This window comes from Paenibacillus algorifonticola (assembly GCF_000971975.1).
Lineage (GTDB): Bacteria > Bacillota > Bacilli > Paenibacillales > Paenibacillaceae > Pristimantibacillus > Pristimantibacillus algorifonticola.
In genome coordinates, this window is sequence record NZ_LAQO01000002.1 from 286852 (window position 1) to 307948 (window position 21097).

Genomic DNA, 21097 nt, shown 5'->3' on the forward strand with positions numbered 1-21097 from the left:
CGGTTTGTTTTTCAAGTGAATTTAGGAGAAGGAGGCGGGTGGCTTGCAAGTAACGAAGCTGACAAAGCGGAACCACTACGAGGAAATAACGGCGCAAATTAAACGTATGATCGTAAATGGGGAGCTTAAGGTCGGAGACAAGCTGCCTTCCACTAAGGAGATGTCCGAGCGATTTGGGGTAGGGCGGTCTACGACCAGAGAAGCGCTCAGTGCGCTTAAAGCGATGGGGCTTATTGACATTCGCCAAGGTGGCGGCTGCACGGTCATAAGCACGCTGCCCTCGGAGTTTGAGCTGCCCGAGCTGCAATCGCTGCGCATGAATCGCCAAACCTTATTGGAGCTGCTGGAGGCGCGTCAATCGTTCGAGGTATCGAATGCCGCCATCGCTTCGTCGAAACGGACGGAGGAGGATTTGGCTGTGCTGAAGGAGCTAGTCGTCCAAATGAAGTCAGCTGCGGGCAATGATCTGGAAGGGGAGCGCACCGACCTGTTATTCCATTTGACGCTTGTTAAAGCGACGCATAATACGATTTTGGTGCAGCTTTTTGAGACGGTTATGAATCAAGTGGAAACCGCCATTCGCGAAATTCGCAGGGTGGAGCTGTATGCGAATCGCTCGGTTGCGGAGCAGCTCTATGAGGAGCATTTGGCGATTTTTAAAGCGGTTGAAGCGCAGGACGCCGAAGCGGCTTCGCTGTCGATGCGGCAGCATCTGCATCACGTCGAAAGCATTTTAATGAAATATGTTTGATCAGCAGCGGCAGTTCTGACGGGTATTAACGTCCAGAGCTGCCGTTTTTTGCTGCTTTGCTGTTAAATGACTGCTTTGCTATTTAAAGATGCTTTTCCATATGCACACACGCCACATGCTCCCCAGATGGCCTGAATCTTAATGAGATATCGAAAGGCTTATAGCCTAGCTTTTTGTAAAAAAGCAGTCCTCTCGTATTGGTGTTATGGCATAAAAGGTTCAGCTTCGTTACGTTTAATTTTTCCTTGGCGATCATTTCCATCGTTCCGATCAAAAAGCTCGCCGCTCCTTTGCCCCGATAATCAGGGGAGACAATGACATTGCCCAGCCAGCAGTCTTTGTTGTCATCCTTATAGAAGTTGGCGTAGCAGGCGACGGTCGCCCCATGCATAATGACCGTCGGCTCCAGCCGGTTAGGAAGATTTTTCAATATTTGCTCAGGCGTTAAAGGGTAGATTGCCGACGGAAACATATAAAATAATTCATCTTCGTTTTGTGGGAAAGTAGCGATCATCGGCAGATCGCTCGTTTGCAATGATTGGTATGTGTACATAGATAAATCCCCCCATTTCAAAAAAATCTATATAAGTTGAAAGATTGATTAGCGTGAGGGCGATGGTCGCCGCTGCGTGAAAAGGTGGACTTCCGGCCGCTGTTGTTTTCAGATTTCTAGATTTACTCCTCGTTAAGGTTGAAGCCGAAAACAACAGTCCATGCTTTCGAAACGGCTTTCCTACGGAAAGCTGTGGCTCTCTCCAGTTCCAACCTTTCTCTTTCGTTTCTCCCCCCCATCGCTTTCTTTCGTTCAACTTATATATTTGTTACATATGCCTCAATTATTATGTATTCCCTTTAAAAAGGCTAGATTAAATTACAATACAAAACCGATTTTTCGCAAATCACGGAATGAAATTAAAAAGTTGGGAATAGTAAGGCTTGTGGCAAAACAAAATCAAAATTTAAAGAAGGACGGTGTCTACTCCATGAAATGGGACTGGAGCATTTCCTCCCGCAGGAAATTGGGAAAAACGATTGGGGCATTACTTTTGGCCGTTGCTTTGATGATGAGCATGCCGAGCACAAGCATGGCTTTTGGAAAAGGGGATCATGGGCCGGATGTTTATGTCATTCAGGGGATGCTGAAATCAATGGGAAGCTATGCTGGCCCGATCAACGGAAAATTCGACAATATGACGGTAAAGGGAGTTAAGTATTTTCAGAAAATGCATGGGCTTCCGGTTACCGGTGCAGTCGACAGCCGGACTTTCCAGTCCATTACTTATGCTTACGGCCAAGTAAAGTTTCCTTCGGGAGCAAAGGCGAAAAGTGGAGCGAAAGGCAACTACCGCATCAAAGGTGAAGGCGGGGGCCAAGGGATCGGCGGCGGAGCCGGTCAAGGCGGAGGCCAAGGGATCGGTGGAGGAGCCGGTCAAGGTGGAGGCCAAGGAATCGGTGGAGGAGCCGGTCAAGGTGGAGGCCAAGGAATCGGCGGCGGAGCCGGTCAAGGCGGAGGCCAAGGAATCGGTGGAGGAGCCGGTCAAGGCGGAGGCCAAGGAATCGGCGGAGGAGCTGGTCAAGGCGGAGGCCAAGGAATCGGTGGAGGAGCCGGTCAAGGCGGAGGCCAAGGGATTGGCGGCGGAGCCGGTCAAGGCGGAGGCCAAGGGATTGGCGGCGGAACCGGTCAAGGCGGAGGCCAAGGAATCGGTGGAGGAGCCGGTCAAGGCGGAGGCCAAGGGATTGGTGGAGGAGCCGGTCAAGGCGGAGGCCAAGGGATTGGCGGCGGAGCCGGTCAAGGTGGAGGACAAGCACCTAGTACAAAGCCTGCTCCAATTGTAACGCCAGCGCCAACTACAATTCCAGCACCAAGTACAAGCCAAGCACCAACTGCATTGCCGGCGCCGACTTCAACACCAGCGCCAACTGTAGCACCAACACCAAAATCATATTACTAAATGAAGTGAAAAGAGCGAATCATTCCGTTAATATAAAAAAACGAGCCATAGATGGGATTCTATAGGCTCGTTTTTTATATGGTTACTTTTCAAAAGCTGAATAAGGAGTGGCAACTATTTCGCTTGCAAAAACTTGTCGATAAATTGAATCGCTTTATCTGTGTTCTCGCTATTCACACGGACGCCAACGATATAGTTTTTCGGCGTAAGCACGGAAAGGTTTTTCACCAGCGGGCTGCTGCTGATATCGATGCCGTATACATGCTCGTCTGGTTCATCCTTCGTCGTTTTTTTGACCAGCTCGCTCTCAGTAACCGAGGATTTCAGCTCGCCGCTCACGGCATCATCAAGGTTTCGAAGGATGCCCTGCGGGCTAATCCAGTCGAAGCTGGCCGTATCGAGAATATAGATATCCGGCTTTTCCGTTGCCAGGACGACCATCGCTTTTTGCTGGGAAGCCATATCGACCGCATCTTTAGCATCAAGCGGCACATAGGTCAAGTTAACTTTAAACCGTTTCCATTCTGGGAACTTGTCCAGCAGCGATTGCTCGAGTACAGCCATGTCCTGCTTATTGTCCTCTGTAAAAAACTCGCCAAAATACATGACCGACAAATCCACCGGCGGCAGGCTGGCAAGATAGCGCTGCTCCTCGCGATGATCCATATAAGCGATAACGCCATAGATGATAAGAGCAATCGCCACAATTCCGCCGAAAACATGGTATTTATAGTAGCGCCAGAAATGGTCGGTTTTCTCTGCGGCAGACGCCATATTTTTAAACTTTCCATACTCCTTCTCATTGAACGCTTGCTTGAACTTCTGGTCTTCCGCTTCAAGTATCCGTTTATAGGCGGCGGTCACTTGGCTGAATTCATCTGCCGTTGTCTCCCCATTGCCTGTGGTCTGCGTCCGGGAGCGGGATTGGCGAAGCAAGAGGGTATAGCGCTTCTCGACCTCTTCTTTTGAAGCGTTTTCGGGAAGGCCCAGCTTCGCGTAGGCTTGTTTTACATCTTCCATGGGGTCACCTCGACTATTATTTAAAAATATCAGTATAAATCCTACCCTCTAGTATACGGATTTAAGCAGACAAATGCCAATTTTCGCGGTTGTCAGCAGATGGGAGCGCGAATGCTGGGCGAGAAGGAGCCGGCATCGAACAGACTGCGGATTCAGTGATCATATGGTATGATAGGAAAAAGCTAGCTTCAAAACTAGCGACTTGGGTGCGGCAAAGCGCCGTCAAACTTGAAGAAAACGAGCTGCTGCCTTGCGTTGGAAGCTAATATACAAGGAATGGGCTTGCACAAATTAGTCAATACCATAGATTAAGAGCATTGTTGTAATGGGGGATGGGCCATGCTTACAAATAAAACAATTATATTAGGAATCACAGGCGGGATTGCAGCCTATAAAGCAGCTACGCTTTGCAGCCGGCTGGTGCAAGCAGGTGCTAAGGTGCACGTCATTATGACTGAATCCGCAGCTCGTTTCATTACGCCGCTGACGCTCCAGACGCTTTCGCGCAATCCGGTGCATATCGATACCTTTGACGAGAGGGATCCCGCGGTCGTGTCGCATATTCATTTGGCCGATCATGCCGATCTCATCGTTGTTGCTCCAGCCACTGCAAATGCCATTGGCAAAATGGCAAATGGGCTTGCCGATGATATGCTCAGCACAACGCTGCTTGCGGCAACGAGCCCGGTGCTTGTCGCTCCAGCCATGAATGTGCATATGTATGAGCATCCGGCAGTGGCGCAAAATTTACAGACACTGGTGGATCGGGGTGTCATGTTCGTGGACCCGGGCGAGGGACAGCTTGCCTGTGGTTATGTGGCGAAAGGAAGGCTTGCCGAGCCGGAGGAAATCGTACATGCGATTGAGGAGTGGTTCAGCCGGAGCCGCAAGCTTGCAGGCAAGCATGTGCTTGTTACTGCTGGAGGTACGATGGAGCGGCTTGATCCCGTGCGATATTTGACCAATGATTCCTCGGGCAAAATGGGCTTTGCCATCGCGGAGGCTGCGCTGCTGATGGGCGCAGAGGTCACAGTAGTCGCGGGGCGAACAACTGTAGAGCCGCCTGCAGGCGTGAAGCTGGTTCAGATTGAATCCGCCCAGCAAATGCTGGAGGCCGTCACCGCGCATTTTGAAACGGCCGATATCGTCGTCAAAGCGGCGGCCGTTGCCGATTACCGCCCAGCGCGGCAGCAGGAGCAGAAGCTGAAAAAGACGGGAGAGACGCTGACGCTTGAGCTAGAGCGGACTACGGATATTTTGCAGCTGCTTGGCGAGCGCAAGACGCATCAGCTGCTCGTTGGCTTCGCCGCGGAAACTCAGCAGATCGCGCATTATGCGATGGATAAGCTGACGCGCAAAAACTGCGATCTCATCGTAGCCAATGATGTGAGCGCGGAAGGGGCAGGCTTCAATGGCGATACGAACATTGTGCAGCTGTATGGGAAGGAAGGCTTGATCCAGGAGCTTCCGTTATTGTCCAAGCGCGAAACGGCAAGTCGCATTTTGGAAGTCGCGGTGCAGCGGCTGCCGCATCTCCCGCAGAGCAGGAGCTTTGGCGAATGATTGCAAGAGTGATAGTAGACGTGCCGAGCCGCCAGACGGATCGGCCATTCGATTATGAGGTGCCCTCCGCAATGTCCGGCTGGATTGAGGTGGGAAGCCGGGTTGGCGTGCCATTCGGCGGCCGCGTGCTGCAAGGCTTCGTTGTGGAGCTGGCGGCAGAGGCGGAAGTTGACAGTCGCCGCCTCAAGGCGGTTGCCGAGCTGCTTGATCCGCTGCCGCCGCTGCTTCCTGACTTGATCGGACTAGCCAAATGGATGAGCGACAAATATTGCTGCTCCTGGACAACCGCGCTGCAAGCGATGATACCCGCTGCGCTTAAAGGCAAGGCCGAGCGTTATGTGTCGTTGAACGACTCGCTGGATGAGGAGCTTGAGCAGCTGGCAAGCCGCTTGCCGCAGGAGCTGCTGGATATGCTCTCGCGGCAGCGGCAGACGAAGCTTGAATCGCTGAAGGAGCGGTTCCCGCAATACGCGCCGGATATTAAAGCGGCGCTGGAAGAAGGCGTACTGCTCGAGCAGACAGCGATTCGCGACCGTTTGGCGATTCGCAAGGTGCTTACGGTGTTTCCGCCTGCGGATAAGGCAGCGGCTGCGGAGGCGCTAGCAGCATGGCCGACAAAGGCGGGCAAGCAGCGGGAACTGCTTGCCTTCATGCTGGAGCGGGGCGAGCCAATTGCGCTGCAAGCGCTGCTCGCAGAAGCAGGCGGATCGCCAGCGAGCGTGCGCGCGGTTGCAGCCAAAGGCTTGCTGGAGCTGCGGGAAATCGAGCAGCAGCGCGACCCTTATGCGAGCCGCGAGTTCGAGCGTACGGTTCCGCTGCCGCTCACCGAGGGGCAGCAGAGCGTATACACCCGCATAGCAGATGCGGTCACGCGCGGTGAGCCGCAAGTATTGCTGCTGCATGGTGTGACAGGTAGCGGCAAAACCGAGGTCTATTTGCAAGCGATCCAGCATTGTCTAAAGCAAGGCAAGCAGGCGATTGTGCTTGTCCCGGAAATTGCGCTTACCCCGCAAATGGTCGAGCGGTTTAAAGGGCGTTTTGGCGATGCGGTAGCGGTGCTGCACAGCCGCTTGTCCAATGGAGAGCGCTATGATGAATGGCGCAAAATTAGAAGCCGCAAAGTACAGGTAGCCATTGGCGCCCGCTCGGCGATTTTTGCACCGTTTGAACGCATCGGCCTCGTCATTATTGACGAGGAGCATGAATCTTCCTACAAGCAGGAGGAGAGCCCGAAATATCATGCTAGAGATGTATCTGTCCAGCGTGCAAGGCAGCATGGCGCGGCTGTTGTACTGGGCTCGGCGACGCCATCGCTGGAATCATATGCGGCGGCGAGCAGGCGTCCGGCAGAAGGGCGCGAATCGTCGCTGCTGCCGATGCCAGACCGCGCCTTGGGCAGACCGCTGCCGCCTGTTACGGTCATTGACATGCGTGCGGAGCTTGCAGCAGGCAATCGCTCGATGTTCAGCCGAACGCTGCATGAAGGGCTTGTACAGCGGCTGGAGCGAGGCGAGCAGACTGTGCTGCTGCTCAACCGGCGTGGCTATTCAACCTTCGTCATGTGCCGTTCCTGCGGCTACACAGCGCTTTGTCCGCACTGCGATATTTCGCTGACGTATCATCAGAAGTCGCGGCTGCTGCGCTGCCATTATTGCGGTCATGCCGAGCAGGCGCCGCAAACCTGTCCATCCTGCGAGAGCGAGCATATCCGTTTTTTCGGTACGGGGACGCAGCGCGTAGAAGAAGAGCTGGCAAAGCTGTTTCCCGGCATTCGGGTTATTCGAATGGATGTGGACACGACGACGGAGAAAAACGCGCATGAGAAGCTGCTGAAGCGCTTCGGAGACCGTGAAGCGGATGTGCTGCTTGGCACGCAGATGGTAGCGAAGGGGCTTGATTTTCCATTCGTTACCCTCGTAGGTGTTATTGCGGCAGATACGTCGCTAAATTTGCCTGATTTTCGCTCAGCGGAACGGACGTTTCAGCTGCTGACGCAGGTGGCAGGCCGTGCTGGCCGCCATCAGCTGCCAGGGGAGGTCGTAGTCCAGACGTATTCACCCGAGCATTATGCGGTTACGACCGCGCAAAAGCATGATTACATCCGCTTTGTTGAAGAGGAGCTCAAGCATCGTGGCGTTATGGGCTATCCGCCTTATTGCCGGCTTGTTCTAGTGACGATGTCGCATGAGCAGCTTGCGCTGCTGTCCTCGGTGTCAGAGCAGTTTGCGGAGCGGCTGCGCGAGCTGGCGGCTGAAGAAGGCGTTTTAGGGCCGCTTGGAGCGGGTTTGCCGCGTGCGCTTGAGGTGCTTGGACCAGTCGCATCGCCTATATCGAGAATGAAAGATCGCTACCGTTTTCAATGTGTGATAAAATATCGGGGGAACATTGATGTGCCTGCGCTTCTGCGCGCTGCTCTTGCGCCATTCGTTGCAGGCTCGCCGCAGAAGCTCGTGCAGTTCAGCATTGATGTAGACCCGCAAGTCATTTTATAGATTTCGTCGTAAAGGAAGGGAACGGCAATGGCCATTCGTATTATTGTTAAAGATCCTGATCCCGTTTTGCGGGAGCCAGCTATGGAAGTTACTAAATTTAATTCCAACTTGAAAAAGCTGCTTAAAGATATGGCGGAAACGATGTATGACGCTGATGGCGTTGGTCTTGCGGCTCCGCAGGTCGGCATTTCCAAGCGTGTCATCGTGGTAGATATCGGCGATGAAAATGGACTGATCGAAATGGTCAATCCGGTCATCGTGGAAGAAGAAGGCGAGCAGCTCGGACCTGAGGGCTGCCTGAGTATTCCGAACTTAAACGGAGATGTGATGCGTTCAGACCGCATCGTCGTAAAAGGCCAAAATTCCGATGGCGAGACGTTTACGGTTGAAGCGCAAGGCTTCCTCTCGCGTGCGTTTCAGCATGAGGTTGACCATTTGAACGGCATTTTGTTCACGGATCTCGCTGAGAGCGTGTACGATATTTCCGAAAGACAGAAAAAAGGCGGCGAATAAAGCCATGCGTATTGTATTTATGGGGACGCCGGAGTTCGCCGTCCCTTCTTTGCAGTTGTTAATCAATAAAGGCTATGAGGTCGTGGCAGTTGTCACGCAGCCGGATCGTCCAAAGGGGCGTAAGCGGACGCTTACGCCTCCGCCTGTGAAAGAAGCGGCACTGGCTTTAGGCTTGCCCGTTTTGCAGCCTGAGCGCATGCGCAGCAGCGAAGCGGCCCAGGCGCTGGCACAGTATCGTCCTGATTTAATTGTGACCGCTGCTTATGGGCAGATTTTGCCTAAAGGTGTGCTGGAGCTGCCGCGTCTTGGCTGCATCAACGTTCATGGCTCGCTGCTGCCTCGCTATCGCGGCGGGGCGCCGATTCAGCGTGCCATTATTAATGGAGAGACGGTAACTGGCGTAACGATTATGTATATGGCTGAAGGACTGGACACTGGCGATATGATCAGCAAGGTCGAAGTCGCCATTACCGATGAGGATACATCGGGCTCGCTGTTTGAGAAGCTTAGCGCTGCTGGAGCGGAGCTGCTGGAGCAGACGCTGCCAGGCATTATTTCAGGCGTTGCGACGGCAACGGAGCAGCAGCACGAGCTCGCTACTTATGCGCCGAATTTGTCGCGTGAGGATGAACGGATTGATTGGGCGAAATCTGCCCGCCAAATTTATAATCAAGTGCGCGGCCTGTCACCGATGGCCGGTGCATTCACTTATTTGAACGGCGAGCTGTTCAAAGTATGGGCTTGCGCGAAGCCTGTGGAGCCCGCTGGTGCTGACAGTGCTGCTGCAGCGCGGCTAGGAACGGTGCGCGAAGCGGGTGGAGCCGGCATCACCGTACAAACGGGTGAAGGCGTACTCGTTCTTACGCAAATTCAGCCAGCAGGCAAAAAAGCGATGTCGGCAGCTGAATGGCTGAAAGGCTCACGGCTGGCTGAAGGCACTGTCTTCGGCGAAGCAAGCGAGACAAGCGGTGCAGAGCTATGAGTGAGCAAAAGCAAGTCAAGCCTGCGCAAGCAGCAGGAAAGGCTGGACGGCCGCAGCAGCAGAAAAATTCAGCGGCGCCTTCTTCTAAGGCTGCTGCGCAAGGACGTCGCCCGCAAGCTGGGGGCAAATCAGGTAACAAATCCCGCTCTGCTGGATCTGCTGGAGGACAAGCGTCCAGTGGTAGCAATCGTGCGGCAGGCCAGGCGGGAGCGCACAAAAGCGGCTCGCCACGTGCTCCTCGTACCCCAAGGGAGCTGGCGCTGGATATTTTGGTAAGTGTTGCAGGAGCCGGGGCTTACAGCAATCTCAAGCTCAATCAGGCGCTGCAGGATGCTCAGCTATCGCGCGCGGATGCGGGCCTGGCTACCGAGCTGGTATATGGAACGATTCAGTACCAGCGCACGCTCGATTATTGGCTGGGGCGCTTCGTGGCGAAAGGCTTCAATAAGCTGCAGCCGTGGGTGCATCAACTGCTGCGGATGAGTGCTTACCAGCTGCTGTATTTGGACCGGATTCCGGTTCATGCCGCAGTTAACGAAGCGGTTGCCATTGCCAAGAAGCGGGGTCATCAGGGTATTTCCGGCATGGTCAATGGCGTGCTGCGCAGTATGGACCGCAGCCGGGCAGAGCTTGAGCCGTCCGCAATTAAAGCTGGATCACCGGCAGAAAAGCTCGCGATCCTCCATTCCTACCCTGACTGGCTCGTTAAACGCTGGGTGCTTGCTTACGGCGAGCAAACGGCTGAAGCCATTTGTGCGGCGGGCAATGATTCTCCGCATGCAAGCGTGCGGGTGAACCCCGCTCGAGCAACTAGAGCTGAAGCGATTGACCAGCTTGCTGAGCTTGGACTTGACGCTGACGTATCGCCGCTTGCTTCCGCAGGCATTACGATTCGCCGCGGCGGCAACTTGGCGGATACGGCCGGCTTTCGCGAAGGGCTGTGGACGATGCAGGATGAAAGCTCGATGCTCGTGGCCGAGGTCGTTGCACCAGCAGCTGGCATGCAGGTGCTGGATTGCTGCGCTGCTCCGGGAGGCAAAACGACGCATTTGGCCGAGCTCATGGGCAATAAAGGCAAAGTGTGGGCGAACGATTTGCACCCGCATAAACGGCAGCTTATTATTGATCAGTCTTCGCGGCTCGGTTTGACGAACGTTGAGGCCATAACAAGCGACGCGGCGCAGTTGTCTGAGCGTTTTGCCAGTGGTTCGATGGATGCTGTGCTGCTGGATGCGCCTTGCTCGGGCTTTGGCGTCATCCGGCGCAAGCCGGAAATCAAGTGGACGAAGACGGCTGCTGATGTAGCCGCTATTGCGGACATTCAGCGCGAGCTGCTTGAAGCGGTGAGCGGTCTCGTTAAGCCGGGCGGTGTGCTCGTCTACAGCACATGCACCATTGAACGGTCCGAGAATGAGGAGCAGGTGGAGCATTTTCTGCAGGCGCATCCTGAATTTGAGCTGGACCGCAATTGGCCGGAATCTATCCTTCATGCCTTGCAGGAGGCGGGAGCGATTGACGAGGGGTTTAAAGGTTATGCGCAGCTGCTTCCGCAGCATTATGGCAGCGATGGTTTCTTCATTGCCCGCCTGCTAAGGCGCGCCTAACCGTTGCCTGTGGTTCGTGATGGACGTTTGTGGTAAAATAAATCATCAGCGGCGCAGGTAGAGAGCCTTTGTCGCGCTACTATACAGTCAGGTGTGATAATTTAATGAAACCTTTTATTTACGACTATACGCTCGAACAGCTGCAAGATTGGATGAAAGAGAACGGCGAGCCGGCGTTTCGCGCAGGCCAGCTGTACGATTGGCTGTACGTCAAGCGCGTAACTAGCTTTGAAGAGATGAGCAACTTGTCCAAATCGCTCAGAACGAAGCTGTTTGACCAATTTCAATTTGTGACGCTTACCGAAATAACGAAATTCGAGTCCAAGGATGGAACCATCAAGTTTCTGTTCGGGCTGCATGACAATCATGCAATCGAAACCGTTATTATGCGTCATAATTATGGCAATAGCATTTGCGTGACAACGCAGGTCGGCTGCCGGATCGGCTGTACCTTTTGTGCGTCGACGCTTGGCGGTTTGAAGCGAAATTTAACGGCTGGTGAAATTATTGCCCAAGTTGTTGTAGCGCAGCAAATGCTGGACGTTACGAATGAACGCGTATCAAGCATCGTCATCATGGGTTCTGGCGAGCCGTTTGAAAATTATGACGCAACGATGATGTTTTTGCGTACGATGATTCATGAGAAAGGCCTCAACATCGGGCAACGCCATATTACGGTTTCGACCAGCGGCATCGTGCCGAGCATGTACAAATTTGCCGACGAAAATACACAAATCAATCTGGCCCTTTCCATTCATGCGCCGAATGATACGCTGCGCTCCAAGCTGATGCCGGTTAACCGCCGCTTTCCGTTCGAGGAAGTGATGGAGGCTTGCCGTTATTATTTGGCGAAGACGGGCCGCCGCATTACGTTTGAGTATGCCTTGATCGGTGGAGTCAATGACCGTCCTGAGCACGCTCAAGAGCTGGCGGATGTGCTGCAAGGACTGCTGTGCCACGTCAATTTGATTCCGGTCAACCATGTGCCGGAGCGAAATTATGTGCGTACGCCACGGGAGGATATTTTTGAGTTTCAGCGTATACTGGAGAAAAATAAAATAAATGCAACGATTCGCAGGGAGCAAGGGCATGATATTGCCGCCGCTTGCGGACAGCTTCGTGCGAAGCACATGGAGTCTACTACGAGGTGATAACGGTTGATTACGGCAAACCTGAGCGATATCGGAAAAGTTCGTCAAGTCAATGAAGATCATTCATGGGTAGGGCAGCTGGAGAATGGCATCACGTTTGCTATAGTCGCTGACGGGATGGGTGGCCATCAGGCGGGCGATGTAGCGAGCCAGCTGGCAGTTAATACATTCCGTGAAATGCTGGAGCCGATTGCGGCTAGACCTGACTTTTCCATTGAGGAAGGCAAGGCATTTTTGCGCAAAGCCATTGTAGGTGCGAATGACGTCGTTTATGACATGGCATCGCGCAATGAGCAATATTATAATATGGGCACTACGATAGTCGCTGCCATGTTTCAAGGGCGGGAAGCCGTCATCGGACATATTGGCGACAGCCGCGCCTATGTCATTTCCAAAAGCTGCATTGTGCAGTTGACGGAGGATCATACGCTTGTCAATGAGCTGCTGAAATCGGGGCAGATTAGCGAGAAGGAGGCGGCTGTCCATCCACGGCGCAATGTGCTCACCCGGGCGGTAGGCACCGATGCGTCTGTTGAGGTTGATATACAGACGATTTCCTACTCGGCTGATGATTTTATACTGCTTTGCAGCGATGGGCTGACGAATATGGTCAGCGATGATCAAATTATGTATACGGTAACGAAGGGTGGAGCGAGCCTGAAAGATAAAGCGGAGCATCTCATCCATTTGGCGCTGCGCGCTGGCGGGGACGATAATGTAACCGTCGTGCTGCTGCAAGTAAATTCCAGCGCAGATCGAGAGGAGTGTACAGCTGATGATAGGGCATAATTTAGGCGGTCGCTATGAAATTCTGACTCGCATCGGCGGAGGCGGCATGGCGCTTGTCTATAAAGCCCATGACGTCCTGTTGAACCGCAATGTGGCGGTTAAAGTGCTGCGCCAGCAGTTTGTGCATGATGAAGAATTTATTCGTAGATTTCGCCGTGAGGCGCAGTCTGCAGCTGCGTTATCCCATCCAAATGTCGTCAGCATCTATGATGTAGGACAAGAGGAAGATACGCATTATATCGTTATGGAATATATCGAAGGCAGCAATCTTAATGAAATTATTCAGGAGCGTGCGCCGCTGCAGGCGGATGAATCGGTTCGTATTGCCATTCAAATCTGCGATGCGCTGGGCCATGCCCATCAGAATCATATTATTCATCGCGATATTAAACCACATAATATTTTGATCGGTAAAAATGGCAGGGTCAAGGTAACCGATTTCGGTATTGCCCGTGCGGTTACTTCTTCTACAATTACCCAGACAGGCTCGGTGCTTGGCTCGGTCCATTATTTTTCTCCTGAGCATGCAAAAGGAGTAAGTACAGGCGAGAAATCCGACTTGTATTCGCTTGGCATTGTGCTCTATCAGATGCTGACCGGCAATTTGCCTTTTCTGGGAGAAAGCCCAATCAGCGTCGCTTTGAAGCATTTGCAGGAAACATTTGAGGAGCCGCGCGTTGTAAACCCTCATATTCCGCAAAGTGTGGAAAACGTCATTTTACGGGCGATGCGCAAAAATCCGGGGGAACGTTACCATTCGGCTCAGGAAATGCTGAACGATCTGGAAACCTGCCTCGCCCCTAATCGAAGGAATGAGGAGAAGGTTTCATTTGCCCATGTGAATGATCTGGATGAGACCCGTGTCATGCCAGCCATTCGCGGCAGTGATATCCGTCCCATTCGCCAGAGCGAGTCAAGCTTTGAGAAGGCGGAGGTTTCTTCGGGACAGACGGGCCGGCAGGGAGATAAAGAAGTTCTGAATAAGAAAGCAAAAGGCTGGAAGCGACCGACGATAATCGTGGCAAGCACGCTGGTTGTCCTGGCATTCATAATATGGGGATTCGTGACATTGCTTGACCGGCTGGATGTAGCGGAAGTGAATGTGCCGTACGTTGTCGGCCTCGATTTGGAGCAGGCGACGGCAAAGCTTGATGAATTTGGGCTGAAGGTGCAGGAACCGACGATACGGGAGTTCCGCGACGATATACCGATTAATCAGGTATTCGAGCAGACGAAGAAAAATATGCGCGTCAAGCAGGGCTCGTTCATACAGCTATCTGTGAGTGATGGGCCGATGCTGAAGAAGCTTGGCGATTACCGGGGCAAGACGCTGCAGGCGGTTAAGGATGAGCTTTCGGCGCTTGGCATCAATCCGGATACGCAAATCGATGTTGAAGAAGTATTCAGCGAGCAGGAAGTGGATACGGTTGTGACACAACAGCCGGAGCCGGGAACGGATTTTGATCCGAATACAGTGAAATTCCAGTTTATGGTCAGCAAAGGCATGGAAACGATTAAAATGCCGAATTTGATTGGCAAAACAGTAGCTGAGGCTAAAGATATGGTGAAGGCAAATGGGCTGACGCTTTCAGACGATGATATTTTGTATGAGCCGAGCTATGTGCAAGCCAAGGGCCTCGTGCTCAATCAATATCCATACAAGCCAAATGACCTTGTTCCGAAAGACGCAAAAATCTCCATTCGAGTCAGCTCAGGTCCTTCTGCGGAAGCGAAAGAGCATCAGTTCAATGTTGTCATTTCGCCAGCGAAGGCTGGAAAAACGAGCGAAATCCGCATCGTCTACACCGACTCTAGAGGACAGAATATTGAATGGGGCAGAAACCAAATTCAAGATACCCAGACGTTCCCCGTAACCGTTGTCCTGGCACCGAACACTGAGGCCATGATTACGATTTATCGGGACAGTCAGTTTGTCGATACGAAATCCGTCACTTACGATCAACTGGCGCAAAGCAGCAGTTCATCTACCGTCACGGTGCCGGGCGAAGATGAACAGGTGACAACGCCTGTTACAGAAGAGCCTACCGTATCGGAATCGCCAGCTCCTGAACCGACAGTGGAGCCGGATCAATCGGAGGTTAACGACAGCGATGACCAAGGAAGCGAACAGGGAGAAGCGGAAGGAAAAGGCAAAGGAAAAGGAAAAGATGAGCAGCAGCCATAATCACGCATCTCTTGAGCTTCGCGGACGCATTGTGAAGGCGCTCAGCGGATATTATTACGTATTGCCTGATGATGCTGAATCTCAGGATGCAACGGTACAATGCCGCGGGCGCGGTGTTTTGAAAAACAAAGGCATTACGCCATTAGTCGGTGACGAAGTTGTGTATAGCCTTACGGAGAACGGCGAGGGAACGGTAGAGCGGGTATTACCTCGCTCTTCCGAGCTTATACGCCCCCCGGTAGCCAATATTGACGTGGCGATGCTGGTTTTTTCCGTAACGGAACCAGCGCTCAATTTAACGCTGCTGGATAAGTTTCTTGTGCATATTGAGCATGCGGAAATTGAAGCGGTGCTTTGCCTCAGCAAGCAGGATTTGGAGCATGATGGCGAGGAGACAGAAGCGGCGGCTGAAGCTGCCGCTTCTGTCAACCGCATTTATTCGGCTATTGGCTACGAGATATATGGGACAAGCGCAAGAATAGGCAAGGGCATTGAGGAGCTTCAGCAGCGGCTGCAAGGGCATCTGGCGGTTTTTGCCGGGCAATCAGGCGTAGGTAAATCTTCGCTGCTTAATGCAATTGTTCCTGGACTGCAGCTTGAGACGAATGCGATCAGCAACCGCCTTGGACGCGGCAAGCATACGACGAGGCATGTGGAGCTGATTGAAATTGGCGGGGGTTATGTAGCCGATACGCCTGGCTTTAGCCAGCTCGATTTCACCGAGCTTGGCATTGAAGATTTAGGCTACTGTTTTCGGGAAATTCGCGCGTTGTCTCCGGACTGCAAATTCCGTGGCTGCACGCATGTGCAGGAGCCGGGCTGCGCCGTCCTTGCTGCTTTGGCAGAAGGGAAAATAGAACCAAGCCGCCATGAAAATTACTTGCAGTTCTTAAATGAAATGAAAGATAAAAAACGGAGGTACTGATAAACCCATGACTATAATAGCACCCTCTATTTTATCGGCTGATTTCAGCCGGCTCGGAGAAGAAATTTCAGGTATTGAGCAGGCAGGAGCGGACTGGATTCATGTAGACGTCATGGATGGGCAGTTCGTGCCGAACTTAACCTTTGGCCCTCCGGTCATTGCGGCTGTAAGACCAGCAACGAAGCTTCCTTTTGATGTGCATCTGATGATCGAGCGTCCGGAATTGTCAATCGCGCATTACGCAGCTGCTGGTGCTGATCGGATTACGGTACATGCAGAAGCATGTGTGCACTTGCACCGTACGATTTATCAAATTAAGGAGCTGGGACTTCCGGCAGGTGTAGCCATCAATCCAGGAACTCCGGTATCTGTGCTGGAATCTGTGCTGGGCGATGTGGATCTCATACTGGTTATGACGGTAAATCCGGGCTTTGGCGGACAGAAGTTTATCCCTTATTCGCTGAACAAGCTGCGTCAAATTCGCAGCATGCTTGTGGAGCGCGAGCTGCAGCATGTTCATGTGCAGGTGGATGGCGGCATCAATGAAGAAACGGCTAAGCTTGTGACAGAGGCGGGCGCGAATGTACTCGTTGCAGGCAATGCGGTATTTGCCCAAGCAGATCGCGCGGCTGCTATATCCCTTTTACGCTAGGCTGCATATCTTATATTAAGTTACATAATTGCTGCAAGGGTTGCGCGGTGAACAGGCTTGTATTTCGATGTGGGACGCTGGTGTCTGCTGCTCTAGCGGCACAGCGGTTTGCACTTGGGAGGCTGTAATGGAAGAATACGAGACATCTCGAGGGAAGACATGGCTGTGGGTGCTCCTATTTGCACTCGGCATAGGCTTGCTGCTTGCGGCTTTCTCCATTCTGACTGGGATGATCAAATACGTGTTTTCTTTGCTTGCTTTGTATTTGATTTTTCAGTTTTTCAAAAGAGTTGAGAAGCTATGGGCACGAATAACGGTTATCTTGCTTGGGCTATTGTTTTATTTCTTGGCCGTATTGGTTTATACGGCGATCCAGTTCATCAGCGAGAATCCGCCACCAATGGCGTGAGCATTGCGAAGATGGGCTTTCCACACTCGTTCATATGGAATAGGACAAAGGTAAAGCGCATAGGATGGTTACATGAACGCAGGTTCGTGTAGCCATTTTTTTGCGTGAAACATAGCATGTGTATGCGGGAAGAAAAAGCATGTAAGTCACCATTTCGATGAGCGTGTCTGAGGAGGGATGGGCATGAAATTTTACACGATCAAGCTGCCGAAATTTTTGGGCGGGTTCGTAAAGGCGATTTTGAATACCTTCCAAAAAAGTTAGTTCCTTTGCAGCCGCCTTCGAATGATCGTGGTTTATGTGAACAATAAAAAGCACCTGAGCCCAGGTGCTTTTTGTCTACCATACAGCATAAAGCTGCAGGAGATGAATTATACGCGAGTTACTTTACCGGATTTCAGAGCGCGCGCGCTAACATAAACACGTTTCGGTTTACCGTCAACTAGAATGCGAACTTTCTGAACGTTTACTCCCCAAGAACGACGGTTTTTGTTGTTAGCGTGGGAAACGTTATTGCCTGTACCAGGGCTTTTGCCTGTTAGAAAACATTTGCGGGACATGAGTACACCTCCTTCAAGTAGTGCTGAGCTAAAAGCGCATTGTTAGCATAAGCTGTCAGTTATTGCATAAGCAAAACCGCATCGTAGCCATAAGCTCCCGGTTCTGCGTGAGCAAAACCGCTTCATTGGCTTGAAAAAGCGTCGAAGAAGCCTGCACATAAACATACTTTGATATCGTATCATAGTTGTGGGGTCTGAGCAACTAAAACTGTTGTTTTTTATGGCGATTTGCCCGTGGTTGACACGAGCTGCCCTTCTATAACGGCACAGTTTATAGTACAATAATAAATAGTCAAAGATTTAGGTTGCATCTTCAGTAGCAATTGACTTTAAACGGGGTAATTCATCCTAGACGGCAAATAGCTGTGAATGATGGGATGAATGGGCTGCTTTCCGTTACGCCAGTTTTCTAACTTGCCTTAAAGACGCGATCTACACGATAAAGGAGTGAATTTCCATGCCACTTGCGCTCAGCACTGAACTTGGCCAAATTTTCATAACAGAGGAATGCATTGCCGTCATGGCAGGTTCCGCTGCGCTGGATTGTTATGGCCTTGTCGGGATGGCTTCACGCAAACAATTAAAGGACGGCATTGCCGAGCTTCTGGGCAGGGACAATCTAGCCCGCGGCGTTGAAGTTCGCAGAGAACAGGATAAACTTTATATTGATTTGTATATTATTGTGAGCTACGGCACGAAAATTTCAGAAGTAGCGCATAATATTCAGACGAAGGTGAAATATGTGATGAGTGATGTTATTGGTCTTAACGTGGACCAGGTCCATATATTTGTGCAGGATGTAAGGGTATCTACATAGCAGGAAGGGGAATTTTCATTGAGTAAGGGCTTCATTAACGGTTCCGATTTTACCGCCATGGCCGTACTGGGCGCTGAGTTGTTAAATCAAAATGTCGACAAGGTAAATGCGTTGAATGTTTTCCCTGTGCCTGATGGCGATACGGGAACGAATATGAATTTGACGATTGCCTCGGGCATTCGTGAGCTGCGCAGCAAGCCGTCCGACCATTTAGGCAAGACGACGGAAGTGTTGTCTAAAGGGCTTCTGATGGGGGCTAGAGGCAATTCCGGCGTTATTTTGTCACAGCTGTTCCGTGGTTTTTCGAAGGGACTTGTAAACGCCGAGCAAGCAGGCCCCCAGCAGATCGCAGCGGCTTTGCAGCACGGTGTTGATCTTGCTTATAAGGCTGTTGTGAAGCCGGTGGAAGGAACGATTTTGACGGTAGCGAAGGAAGCAGCGAAGCATGCGGTTGCTTATGCACGCCGTACGAATGATGTCACTGAGCTGATGAAAGAGGTTTACGAAAAAGCAAATGAAACGCTCCAGCGTACGCCGGATATGCTCCCTGTGCTTAAGCAGGTTGGCGTTGTAGATTCTGGTGGGCAAGGGCTAGTGCTTATTTATGAAGGGTTCGTGCGTTATTTAGTTGAAGGTGAAGGGGCCTATGAAAGCTATTCGCTGTTATCTGAAGCGGCACCCCCTGAAGAAGTAAGTGTCCCTACGGCACAACCTGCTTCAGCTCCACGTAAGGCGACGAATTTTGCTGCACAATCCCGTCTGGAGACGGCAGATATTGAATTTTTCTATGATATGGAGTTTTTTATTAATCGCAAGCCAGGGGGCAAAGCTGCGCCTTTTTTTGATGAATACGCTTTCAAGAAAGCGCTTGGCAAAGAGGGAGATTCCATTCTCGTCATAGCCGAGGATGATATCATTAAAGTTCATGTGCATTCCCGCAGGCCGGGTGATGTGCTGAATTTGGCGCTGCCATACGGCGAGCTGACGAACCTGCACATTCTGAATATGCGTGATCAGCATCGTGAGCTTCTAGAGGAAGAAGCAGCGATTCCGTCCTATGCGGTACTGCCTGATTATGCGCTGTCGGGAAGCATTTCCTCGCCAGAGCTGCTGGCGGGAACGTCGGGGGCGGCTGTGCCGCCTGGACAAGTTCATGAGCTGGCACCCTTCGGCATCATTGCCGTAGCGCTGGGCGAAGGCATTTCGAACATTTTTCTGGATAATGAAGTGGATATTGTGCTGTCCGGCGGGCAAACGATGAACCCAAGCACGGAAGATTTCGTCAAGGCCATTGAATCGCTAGTAGCGGATCATATTTACTTGCTGCCGAATAACGGCAATATCATTCTTGCTGCTGAACAGGCGGCGGAGCTTAGTGAACGCAACGTTACGGTTATTCCGACAAAAACGATTCCGCAAGGGCTTGCAGCGGTGCTTGCTTTCAAAGAGGATGAGACCGTTCAGCGCAATACGGATTGGATGAAAAATGCGGCGGAGCAAGTCGTATCCGGTCAAGTGACGCATGCGGTTCGCGACACGACAATCGATGGCGTGAGTATTCGCGAGGGTGATTTTATCGGCATTAAGGAGAAGGCCATTGTTGCGGCACATGCGGATCTGGCAGAGACTTGCCGTCTCCTCATTGCTGAGCTTATGGCCGGCGGCGGCGAGCTGATTACGGTGCTAACTGGAGCAGAGGCGAAGGCTGAAGATACGGAAGCGCTGGAAGCATGGGTGGCAGAGGCTTATCCGGATGCGGAGCTGGAAGTTCAAGAGGGCGGACAGCCGCTTTATCCCTATTTGTTCGCTGTGGAATAATGATGGGGCACTAATGAAATAGCAGCTGTTTATTCGGTACGAAAGGGGTGGCGAAGATGGGGAACATTCATATTATTACCGACAGCACTTCGGATATTCCGGATGAACGATGTGCAGAGCTTGGCATTCAGGTTATACCGCTAAAGGTGCTGTTTGGTGAAGAAACCTATTTGGATGGCGTGACGATTGGGAAGGAGCAGTTTTATGAAAAGCTGATTGCTTCGCCTGTTCTTCCGACAACCTCACAGCCGTCTCCGGCGGAGTTTCTTGATGTATATGAACGGATTTTGCAGGATGATCCGCAAGCAATTATTATTTCGATTCATCTGGCTTCTGTACTCAGCGGTACTTATCAGTCGGGTGTCATAGCCAAGTCGATGCTGGATGAGCAGGCGGACGTAACGGTTATTGACTCCAAGTCGGCTTCGTACGGCTTCGGAATCCAGGTGGTGACGGCGGCCCGAATGGCGCGGGAAGGTGCCTCCAAGGAAGCGATTTTGGCAGAAGTGACTCGCCTTCAAGAGCAGCTGGGCCTTTATTTTCTCGTTGGTTCGCTGGAGTTTCTCCAGAAGGGCGGCCGAATCGGCAAGGCTGCAGCATTGTTTGGATCGATTTTAAACATTAAACCGATTCTTTCGCTGGATCAGGAAGGGACGGTTCAGTCCGTGGACAAGGTGCGCGGTACGAAAAAAGCGATGCAGCGCATCATAGAAATGCTCGACAAGGATTTTGGCAATGATCGCGTCGGGGTAACGATTGGCTGGACGCATGGCGAGCAGACGGCGCAAGAGCTTGCGGCGCTGCTGAAAGATAAGCCGGGTGTGGCATTCATTGATTTTATAACGATTGGTGCGACGGTGGGCACTCATGTGGGGCCTGATACTTCGGCTGTATTTATGTATAAAGTGTGAGGA

20 protein-coding genes are annotated in these 21097 nt (G+C 52.0%); 17 read left to right on the forward strand and 3 right to left on the reverse strand.

Features of this window, described 5'->3' with window-relative positions:
* Positions 1 to 43 precede the first annotated feature (43 nt).
* The gene (locus WH37_RS10990; protein WP_046230604.1) at positions 44 to 751 is read left to right on the forward strand and encodes a FadR/GntR family transcriptional regulator; all 708 of its coding nucleotides are present in this window, start codon (positions 44 to 46) and stop codon (positions 749 to 751) included.
* An 82-nt stretch (positions 752 to 833) separates the two neighbouring features.
* On the opposite strand, the gene WH37_RS10995 is transcribed toward WH37_RS10990, so the two are convergent.
* Positions 834 to 1304, reverse strand: coding sequence for a GNAT family N-acetyltransferase (locus WH37_RS10995; RefSeq protein ID WP_046230605.1), 471 nt, complete (start codon positions 1302 to 1304; stop codon positions 834 to 836).
* 385 nt (positions 1305 to 1689) lie between these two features.
* Between WH37_RS10995 and WH37_RS11000 the strand changes: the two genes are divergently transcribed.
* Positions 1690 to 2703, forward strand: a complete 1014-nt coding sequence (locus WH37_RS11000) for a peptidoglycan-binding domain-containing protein (RefSeq protein WP_231594191.1) — start codon at positions 1690 to 1692, stop codon at positions 2701 to 2703.
* Between the two features lie 114 nt (positions 2704 to 2817).
* Here the strand turns inward: WH37_RS11000 and WH37_RS11005 are convergent, their stop codons facing one another.
* Entirely contained in the window at positions 2818 to 3723 is a 906-nt protein-coding gene (locus WH37_RS11005) for a hypothetical protein (RefSeq protein WP_046230607.1), read from the reverse strand.
* A 339-nt stretch (positions 3724 to 4062) separates the two neighbouring features.
* Between WH37_RS11005 and coaBC the strand changes: the two genes are divergently transcribed.
* From coaBC to spoVM, 12 genes are all read left to right on the forward strand, one after another.
* Entirely contained in the window at positions 4063 to 5286 is a 1224-nt protein-coding gene (coaBC, locus tag WH37_RS11010; protein WP_046230608.1) for a bifunctional phosphopantothenoylcysteine decarboxylase/phosphopantothenate--cysteine ligase CoaBC, read from the forward strand.
* Positions 5283 to 7778: a primosomal protein N' gene (priA, locus tag WH37_RS11015; RefSeq protein ID WP_046230609.1), complete on the forward strand. Its 2496-nt coding sequence runs from the start codon at positions 5283 to 5285 to the stop codon at positions 7776 to 7778. The genes coaBC and priA overlap by 4 nt, the downstream gene beginning before the upstream one ends.
* Positions 7779 to 7805: 27 nt before the next feature.
* Positions 7806 to 8291 carry a peptide deformylase gene (gene def / locus WH37_RS11020; protein ID WP_046230610.1) on the forward strand — a complete coding sequence of 162 codons (486 nt, stop codon included), beginning with the start codon at positions 7806 to 7808 and terminating at the stop codon, positions 8289 to 8291.
* Between the two features lie 4 nt (positions 8292 to 8295).
* A complete protein-coding gene (gene fmt, locus WH37_RS11025; protein ID WP_046230611.1) occupies positions 8296 to 9273 on the forward strand; it encodes a methionyl-tRNA formyltransferase in 978 nt (325 codons plus the stop codon).
* Entirely contained in the window at positions 9270 to 10877 is a 1608-nt protein-coding gene (gene rsmB, locus WH37_RS11030; protein ID WP_082110750.1) for a 16S rRNA (cytosine(967)-C(5))-methyltransferase RsmB, read from the forward strand. The genes fmt and rsmB overlap by 4 nt, the downstream gene beginning before the upstream one ends.
* A 104-nt stretch (positions 10878 to 10981) precedes the next feature.
* Positions 10982 to 12028 carry a dual-specificity RNA methyltransferase RlmN gene (rlmN, locus tag WH37_RS11035; RefSeq protein ID WP_046230612.1) on the forward strand — a complete coding sequence of 349 codons (1047 nt, stop codon included), beginning with the start codon at positions 10982 to 10984 and terminating at the stop codon, positions 12026 to 12028.
* Between the two features lie 6 nt (positions 12029 to 12034).
* Complete coding sequence (locus tag WH37_RS11040; RefSeq protein ID WP_046230613.1) at positions 12035 to 12817, forward strand: Stp1/IreP family PP2C-type Ser/Thr phosphatase; 783 nt, start codon at positions 12035 to 12037, stop codon at positions 12815 to 12817.
* On the forward strand, positions 12804 to 15002 hold the full coding sequence (pknB, locus tag WH37_RS11045; protein ID WP_046230614.1) for a Stk1 family PASTA domain-containing Ser/Thr kinase: 2199 nt from the start codon (positions 12804 to 12806) through the stop codon (positions 15000 to 15002). The genes WH37_RS11040 and pknB overlap by 14 nt, the downstream gene beginning before the upstream one ends.
* The gene (rsgA, locus tag WH37_RS11050) at positions 14986 to 15927 is read left to right on the forward strand and encodes a ribosome small subunit-dependent GTPase A (protein WP_046230831.1); all 942 of its coding nucleotides are present in this window, start codon (positions 14986 to 14988) and stop codon (positions 15925 to 15927) included. Before pknB ends, rsgA begins: the two co-directional genes overlap by 17 nt.
* Positions 15928 to 15934: 7 nt before the next feature.
* Positions 15935 to 16579: a ribulose-phosphate 3-epimerase gene (rpe, locus tag WH37_RS11055; protein ID WP_046230615.1), complete on the forward strand. Its 645-nt coding sequence runs from the start codon at positions 15935 to 15937 to the stop codon at positions 16577 to 16579.
* Between the two features lie 127 nt (positions 16580 to 16706).
* Positions 16707 to 16988, forward strand: coding sequence for a hypothetical protein (locus WH37_RS11060; RefSeq protein WP_046230616.1), 282 nt, complete (start codon positions 16707 to 16709; stop codon positions 16986 to 16988).
* A 183-nt stretch (positions 16989 to 17171) separates the two neighbouring features.
* A complete protein-coding gene (gene spoVM / locus WH37_RS11065; protein ID WP_040711006.1) occupies positions 17172 to 17252 on the forward strand; it encodes a stage V sporulation protein SpoVM in 81 nt (26 codons plus the stop codon).
* Positions 17253 to 17359: 107 nt separating this feature from the next.
* On the opposite strand, the gene rpmB is transcribed toward spoVM, so the two are convergent.
* Positions 17360 to 17548 (reverse strand): 50S ribosomal protein L28, encoded by a 189-nt coding sequence (rpmB, locus tag WH37_RS11070; RefSeq protein ID WP_046230617.1) that lies wholly within the window; start codon positions 17546 to 17548, stop codon positions 17360 to 17362.
* A gap of 457 nt (positions 17549 to 18005) precedes the next feature.
* On the opposite strand from rpmB, the gene WH37_RS11075 reads away from it, so the two are divergent.
* The 3 genes from WH37_RS11075 to WH37_RS11085 are packed head-to-tail and all read left to right on the forward strand — an operon-like array spanning position 18006 to position 21094.
* Positions 18006 to 18365, forward strand: a complete 360-nt coding sequence (locus WH37_RS11075; protein WP_046230618.1) for an Asp23/Gls24 family envelope stress response protein — start codon at positions 18006 to 18008, stop codon at positions 18363 to 18365.
* A gap of 18 nt (positions 18366 to 18383) precedes the next feature.
* Entirely contained in the window at positions 18384 to 20183 is a 1800-nt protein-coding gene (locus tag WH37_RS11080; protein WP_046230619.1) for a DAK2 domain-containing protein, read from the forward strand.
* Between the two features lie 56 nt (positions 20184 to 20239).
* The gene (locus WH37_RS11085) at positions 20240 to 21094 is read left to right on the forward strand and encodes a DegV family protein (RefSeq protein ID WP_046230620.1); all 855 of its coding nucleotides are present in this window, start codon (positions 20240 to 20242) and stop codon (positions 21092 to 21094) included.
* Positions 21095 to 21097 lie beyond the last annotated feature (3 nt).